Origin of the sequence: Roseateles sp. (genome assembly GCF_046300915.1) — a bacterium.
Taxonomy (GTDB): domain Bacteria; phylum Pseudomonadota; class Gammaproteobacteria; order Burkholderiales; family Burkholderiaceae_C; genus Kinneretia.
This window is the reverse complement of the sequence record NZ_JBKCLH010000157.1, coordinates 1-6,921: the sequence shown is the minus strand read 5'-3', so window position 1 is coordinate 6,921 and position 6,921 is coordinate 1. Positions and strand designations below refer to the sequence as shown.

7 protein-coding genes are annotated in these 6,921 nt (G+C 69.7%); all 7 read left to right on the top strand.

The annotated features are described in order from the left end of the window. On the top strand, window positions 1-648 hold a 648-nt coding region (locus ACK5F2_RS12050), incomplete at its 5' end, for an FAD-dependent monooxygenase (RefSeq protein ID WP_409864893.1). Window positions 649-691: 43 nt separating this feature from the next. Further along, the gene (locus tag ACK5F2_RS12045; protein ID WP_409864891.1) at window positions 692-1,423 is read left to right on the top strand and encodes a DsbC family protein; all 732 of its coding nucleotides are present in this window, start codon (window positions 692-694) and stop codon (window positions 1,421-1,423) included. A gap of 43 nt (window positions 1,424-1,466) precedes the next feature. Further along, complete coding sequence (locus ACK5F2_RS12040) at window positions 1,467-1,934, top strand: DUF3429 domain-containing protein (protein WP_409864888.1); 468 nt, start codon at window positions 1,467-1,469, stop codon at window positions 1,932-1,934. 2 nt (window positions 1,935-1,936) lie between these two features. After that, a complete protein-coding gene (locus ACK5F2_RS12035) occupies window positions 1,937-3,694 on the top strand; it encodes a M61 family metallopeptidase (RefSeq protein ID WP_409864886.1) in 1,758 nt (585 codons plus the stop codon). A gap of 53 nt (window positions 3,695-3,747) precedes the next feature. Then, complete coding sequence (locus ACK5F2_RS12030; RefSeq protein WP_409864884.1) at window positions 3,748-4,821, top strand: DUF3108 domain-containing protein; 1,074 nt, start codon at window positions 3,748-3,750, stop codon at window positions 4,819-4,821. 39 nt (window positions 4,822-4,860) lie between these two features. Next, a complete protein-coding gene (locus tag ACK5F2_RS12025; protein ID WP_409864882.1) occupies window positions 4,861-5,649 on the top strand; it encodes an enoyl-CoA hydratase in 789 nt (262 codons plus the stop codon). Between the two features lie 86 nt (window positions 5,650-5,735). Then, the coding region (locus tag ACK5F2_RS12020) for a hypothetical protein (protein ID WP_409864880.1) at window positions 5,736-6,921 on the top strand (1,186 nt) is incomplete at its 3' end.

Below are 6,921 nucleotides of genomic sequence, written 5' to 3'. Positions count from 1 at the left end.
CGACATGGCTATGGCCAACAGGCGATCGCCGCCCGCCTGGTGGTGGATCAGCCGCATCAGGGCGTGGCCCGCCAGTGGTTCCGTGCCCCCGATGTGCTGGCCTTGCTGCCCTTTGAGCGGCCGCAGGCCGAGCGCTCCTACGGTCTGGTCTGGTCCCTGCCCAGCGAGCGCGCCCAGGAGCTGCTGGCCGCCGGCCCGGCGGAATTCGAATCGGCCCTGCTGGAAGCCACCGAAGGGGTCGTGGGCCCGCTGCGCCTGGCCGGCGGCCGCGCCGCCTGGCCGCTGAGCCTGGGCCGGGCCGACCGCGTCAGCGGCCCCGGCTGGGCCCTGCTGGGTGATGCCGCCCATGTGGTCCATCCCCTGGCCGGCCAGGGCCTGAACCTGGGCCTGGCCGATGTGGCCGCCCTGGCGCGGGTGCTGCGCGAGCGCGAGGCCTGGCGAGCGCTGGGCGACGAGCGCCTGCTGCGCCGCTATGAGCGTGCGCGCCTGGCGCCCACCCTGGCCATGGGTGAGCTCACCGATGGCCTGCTGCGCCTGTTTGCCAGCGAGACTCCGGGTCTGCGCGAGCTGCGCAACCGTGGCATGGGCCTGCTGAACCAACTCCCGCCCCTGAAGCGCTGGCTGACGGCGCGGGCCCTGGGCGCCTGAGGCGACCAGCCCCCTACGTTCCTCTCCCGACCGAGCACAAGACATGAAGCTGTTGACACACACGGGCCTGGCCCTGGGCCTCCTGGCGGCCGCCCCCCTGGTCTTGGCCAGCGAGGCCCAGATCCGCAAGAGCATTGCTGAGCGCATGCCCAACTGGCCCAAGCTCGACGAGGTGCGCCAGTCGGCCATGCCGGGGCTGTGGGAGATCCGGGCCGGCAACGAGATCCGCTATACCGATGTCAGCGGCAGCTTCCTGATCGAGGGCGAGTTGATCGACCTGAAGGGGCGCCGCAATCTCACCGAGGAGCGTCTGGCCAAGCTCAACCAGATCGACTTCGCCACGCTGCCGCTCAAGGACGCCCTGGTTTGGAAAAACGGCAAGGGCACGCGTCGCATCGCAGTCTTTGCCGACCCGAATTGCGGCTACTGCAAGCGTTTCGAGCGCAGTCTGCAGGAGGTCAAGGACATCACGGTCTACACCTTCCTGATCCCCATTCTGGGCGGTGATTCGGCCGAGAAGTCGCGCAATATCTGGTGCGCCAAGGATTCGCAGGCCACCTGGCTGTCCTGGATGCTGGACAACAAGTTGCCGCCCAAGGCGGCGGCGAGCTGCGACGACGCCACCGTGGAGCGCAATCTGGCCCTGGCGCGCAAGCACATGGTCAATGGCACGCCGGCCGTGATCTTCGAAGATGGCAGCCGCGTGCCGGGCGCCATCAGCGCCGAGCAGCTGGAGCGTCGTCTGGCCGCCCTGAAGGCCGCCTCCGGCTCCTGAGGCCCACCTCTTTTTCTTCTTTTCCACCCACACGCCGCAAGCCATGCCCTCCGCCCTGGCCGCCGAATCCGGCTTCCCGTCCTCCATCAACCCGGTGGCCTCGCGCCTGGCCTATGCGGGCCTGATCCCCTTTGTGCTGGGGGCGCTGCTGATCTGGCTGCTGGCCGGCTACAGCCTGGAGGCCCATGCCTTCGTGGCCCTGGGCTTGTCGGCCTATGCCGCCCTGGTCCTGAGCTTTCTGGGCGGCATCCACTGGGGACTGGCCATGCGCCAGCAGATCCCCTCGCCCATGCCTTTTGTCTGGGGCGTGGTGCCCTCCTTGCTGGCCTGGGTGGCGGTGGTGATGCCGGCTTATGCCGGCCTGGTCCTGCACGGTGTGATGCTGGTGGTCTGCTACCTCGTGGATCGGCGGCTGTACCCCGGCCTGGGGGTCTCGGCCTGGCTGACCCTGCGCTTTCGCCTCAGCGCGGTGGCTGCGCTGTGCTGTTTCCTGGGGGCCGCGGGTAGCTGACGATGATCGTCTATCGCGTCGAGATTGCCGATGCCCATGCGCATCTGTTCCAGGTCACCCTCACGATTCCCGCCCCGTCCGAGCGGCTGACCCTGAGCCTGCCGGTCTGGATTCCCGGCAGCTATCTGGTGCGCGAGTTCTCGCGCCATCTGCAAGGCCTGAGCGCCCGCCAGGGCCAGCGCGAGCTGCCCCTGCATCAGCTGCGCAAGAACGCCTGGCAGGTGGACTGTCAGGGCCGGGCGGCCCTGGTGCTGAGCTACCAGGTCTATGCCTTCGACTCCTCGGTGCGGGCGGCCTTTCTGGACGCACAGCGCGGTTTCTTCAACCCCAGCAGCCTGTGCCTGCGGGTGCAGGGGCGTGAGCAGGAACCCCATGCCATCGAGCTGGGCCCCTTGCCCACGGGCTGGCAGGTGGCCACGGCCATGGCGGTCGAGCAGGGGCGTTATCAGGCGGCCGACTACGACGAGCTGCTGGATCATCCCTTTGAGCTGGGTCGCTTCTGGCGCGGCGAGTTCATGGCCGGCGGCGTGCCCCATGAGCTGGTGGTGGCGGGCGCTCTGCCGGTGTTCGATGCCGACCGTCTGTTGGCCGACACTCAGCGCCTGTGCGAGGCCCAGATCGCCTTCTGGCATGGGCGACGCGGCGCGGGTGCAGCGGCCGCTGGCAAGCCGCCCTTTGAGCGCTATGTGTTTCTGCTCAACGCCGTGGACGAGGGCTATGGCGGCCTGGAGCATCGGGCCAGCACGGCCCTGATCGCATCACGCCGGGACCTGCCCGTGCTCGGGCAGTCGGAGCTCAGCGACGGCTATGTGCGCCTGCTGGGCCTCGTCAGCCACGAGTATTTCCACACCTGGAACGTCAAGCGTTTGCGCCCGGCCGAGTTCGAGCGCTACGACTACGAGCAGGAGAACTATACGGAGCTGCTCTGGTTCTTCGAGGGCTTCACTTCCTACTACGACGATCTCTTCCTGCTGCGCTGCGGCCTGATCGACGAGGCCCGCTATCTCAAGCTGATGAGCTGCACGCTCAATGCCGTGTTGGCCGCACCCGGGCGACGCCAGCAGAGCCTGGCCCAGGCCAGCTTCGATGCCTGGGTGCGCTACTACCGCCCCGACGAGAACACGCCCAACAGCACGGTGAGCTACTACGCCAAGGGCGCCCTGCTGGCCTGGGCGCTGGATCTGAGCCTGCGCAGCAGTGAGGCACAGGCCAGCAGCCTGGACGACCTGATGCGCCTGCTCTGGCAGCGCAGCGCTGGTGGCCCGGTGAGTGAGGCGCAGATCCTGCAAGCCGCGGCCGAGCTCGGAGGCCCGGCCCGTGCCGATGAGCTGCGCCAATGGGTCCATGGCACCGACGATCTGCCCCTGCCTGTGCTGCTGGAGCGCCTGGGCCTGCGCTGGGGAAGCGACAAGATCTGCCTGTCCCGCCGCCTGGGGCTGCGCCTGGACAAGGGCGGAGAGGGGCTGGGCGTCAAGCAGGTCTTGCAGGGCTCCGCGGCCCAGCGTGCCGGTCTGGCCGCGGGCGACGAAATCCTGGCCTGCAATGGCTGGCGCCTGCGCAAGTTGGAGGAGGCCCTGCTGACCCTGCGCCCCGAGGCGCCCCAGCGCCTGGCCCTGCTGCTGGCGCGGGATCAGCGCCTCCTGGAGCTGGCGCTTGACCTGCCCCTGGATGGGCAGGCGGAGGCTCCGGTGCGCCTGAGCCTGGCCGACAAACCCTCGGCGCGGGCGCTGAGCCTGCGTCGTGCATGGCTGAGCGGCTGAACCCCTCAGCGAGCCGCGGGCTCTGGCCTCGCAGAACCGGACTGGCGCTCCTGGTGGCGGGGCTGGTGCTGGCCCTGCACGCGGGTCTGGGCCAGTTCTTGTGGCATCTGGAGACGGGTGGAGATCGCCACCACTTCCCTGAGCGGCTGGCCGTGGTCTTCTTGCAGGAGCTGCGTCCCCAGGCTGTTGCATCGCTGCCCGATGGTGCTCGCGCAGGCAAGTCCGTGCGGCCGCAGCCCGAGCCCGCCATCCAGGTGCCGGGGCCGGCCATGGCGGCCAGCGAAGCGCCCGTGGCGGAGCCGGCCGAGCCGGCTGCATCGGCGGCCGACACGGTGGCCACCCTGGAGAGCCGCGGCGACGCAGCGCCCGAGCCGGCGGCCGAGCCCTTGCCTGCAGCGGCCCTGGCGGCGTCGGCCGGCGCAGCGGAGTCCTTGGCCGAGCCCGGCCCGGAGTGGCCGCTCTCCACCCAGCTGCGCTATCGCCTGAGCGGCAACTACCGTGGCGATGTCACGGGCGAAGCCGAGGTGCAGTGGCTGCGGCAGGGTGCGCGCTATCAGGTGCATCTCGAGGTTCTGGTCGGGGCCCGCTTTGCGCCCCTGATCCAGCGCCGCATGAGCAGCGATGGCTTGCTGGGCGCGGCCGGCATCAGCCCCCATCGCTACGAGGAAGACACCCGCATGCTGATGCGCGAGCGTCGCCGTGTGGCACTCAGCTTTGACCGCCAAGCCAGGCAGCTGCAACTGGCCGATGGCAGCCAGCATCCCCTGCCCGAGGGCGTGCAGGACGCGGCCAGCCAGTTCGTTCAACTGACCTGGCTCTTCCTGACCGGGCGCGAGCAGCTGGCGCCCGGGCGGGTGCTGTCCATGCCTCTGGCCCTGCCGCGCCGGCTCTACGCCTGGCGCTACGAGGTGGTGGGCGAGGAACTGCTGGACACGCCCATGGGGCCGGTGCCGGCCTGGCATCTGCGGCCGCTGCCGGACCGGGAGCTTCGCCCCCACGACCTCAAGGCCGAGGTCTGGCTGGCCCCCAGCCTGCAGTACCTGCCGCTGCGCCTGCGCATTGCCCAGGACGAACAGACCTATCTTGACCTGATGCTCAAGGCGCCGCCGCTGCAGGCGGCACAATGAGCGCCGAATTTCCACAGCAAGACATCACGAGGAGACCCCATGAGCTATGAGTGCATCCTGACCGAGCTGCGTGGCAGCGGCGAGCGCAAGACCGGCCTGATCACCCTGAACCGGCCCAAGCAGCTCAATGCCCTGAACGATCAGCTGATGGACGAGCTGGGCCAGGCGCTGCTGGCCTTTGATGCTGATGATGGCGTCGGCTGCATCGTGCTGACCGGCTCCGAGCGAGCCTTCGCTGCAGGCGCCGACATCCCGACCATGGCGCCTCACGACTTCATGAGCGCCTTCAAGACCGGCCTGATCTCCAAGAATTGGGAAACCATTCTGCAGGTGCGCAAGCCGGTGATCGCCGCGGTGGGCGGCTTCGCCCTGGGCGGCGGCTGCGAGCTGGCCATGATGTGCGACTTCATCATCGCCGCCGACAGTGCCAAGTTCGGCCAGCCCGAGATCAAGCTGGGCATCATCCCCGGCGCCGGCGGCACCCAGCGCCTGCCCCGCGCCGTGGGCAAGAGCAAGGCCATGGACCTGCTGCTCACCGCCCGCATGATGGACGCGGCCGAGGCCGAGAGCGCCGGCCTGGTCGCGCGCGTGGTGCCGGCCGACAAGCTGCTGGAGGAGGCCTTGGCCGCCGCCGAGGCCATCAACGGATTCAGCGCGCCCTCGGTGGCTCTGATCAAGGAGCTGGTGCATCAGGCCTTCCAGGGGCCGCTCAGTGATGGGGTGAAGATCGAACGTCGCTACTTCCATGCCCTGTTCGGTACGGCGGATCAGCGCGAAGGCATGGATGCCTTCATGAACAAGCGCAAGCCAGAGTTCAAGCATCGCTGAAGCGCCTGAGCGAGGGCGCAGCTTGATGTGAGTCAAGCCGCGCCCCAGGCCCGGCCGCTATGGTCGCGGGTTCGCTGAGCCCGCCCATGAGTCCGTCCATCCCTTTCATCGCCCGCCTGGGGCGCCGCTCCCGCCAATGGCTGGGCTTGCTCGCCCTGCTGGGTTTAGCCTGGGGTGGGGCCATCTGGTGGCTTCAGTTCGAGCGGGATGCCCTGCACAGGCACGAGAGCGAGAAGCTCGAGGGCCTGGTCAAGTCCCTGGAGGGCGTGGTGGCCCAGCAGCTCATCGGCATCAACACCGCCCTGCTGACCATCGATGGGCAGCGCGCCCAGCGCAGCGGGGATGCCTTGGCGCAGCTGCAGCCCCTGTTGCACACGCTGGCGGAAGCCATGCCCGGGGTGCATGCCCTGAGCATCATGGATGCGCAGGGGCGCGTGCAGGCCAGTTCCGCAAGCGCCTTGCCCGGCCTGGTGGAGGTCTTGCGGCCGGGCTATGAGCTGGCCCGTGCCCAGCGCCCGCAGGCCGGTCGTCTGCATATCGCAGCGCCGCAGATCAGGCCCGATGGCGGAGCGCAGACGCTGGCGCTGACGCGTGGTCTGCGTGATGCCCAGGGGCGCTGGCAGGGCGCGGTGAGCGCGCTGCTCGACCCCAGCTATTTCGATGCGGTGCTGCGCACCGCGCAGCCCTCGGCCGAAACCTGGAGCGTCCTGGTGCATGAGCAAGGGCGCCTGTTCGCCCTGCTACCCGAGCAGCCCCGCTGGCTGGGCGAAGACTTCAGCGCGCGCCAGGACAGCGTGCTGTATCGCCATCTGCTGGAAGGGCGCGATGTCAGCCTGCAGCGCATGCGCGCCGTGGTCAGCGGCGATCTGCGACTGATGTCGGTGCGCAGCGTGCGGCCCGCGGGCCTGGATCCTCGCCCCTCCCTGGTGGTGGCCGTGGGGCGTTCCGTGGACGCGCTGGAGGCGCCCTGGCGGCGCCAGCGCGCTGCGGTGCTGGCCGTGGGGCTGTCCATCAGCCTGCTCTCGGTGCTGGCCCTGATGCTGTGGCAGCGTCGCCAGCGCCTGATCCGGGATCTGCAAACGCGCCAGAAGCAGCAGGAACAGGAGGCGGCGGAGTGGGTGTCTCTGGCGCTGGAGGGCGGCGCCCTGGGCGTATGGGACTGGGACTTGGCCAGCGGCCGCGGGCGGGGTGTGGCGCGCGACTGCGGCCAGCCGGGGGCGACGGCGCGGGAGCCCCCCGTGGAGGGCGGGGCCCCGGCCCCGCCCCCCGACC

What these genes read in the sequence shown, in the direction of transcription:
- ACK5F2_RS12045 (WP_409864891.1), top strand. Translation starts at nt 692, where the DNA reads ATGAAGCTGTTGACACACACGGGCCTGGCCCTGGGCCTCCTGGCGGCC.
- ACK5F2_RS12040 (WP_409864888.1), top strand. Translation starts at nt 1,467, where the DNA reads ATGCCCTCCGCCCTGGCCGCCGAATCCGGCTTCCCGTCCTCCATCAAC.
- ACK5F2_RS12035 (WP_409864886.1), top strand. Translation starts at nt 1,937, where the DNA reads ATGATCGTCTATCGCGTCGAGATTGCCGATGCCCATGCGCATCTGTTC.
- ACK5F2_RS12025 (WP_409864882.1), top strand. Translation starts at nt 4,861, where the DNA reads ATGAGCTATGAGTGCATCCTGACCGAGCTGCGTGGCAGCGGCGAGCGC.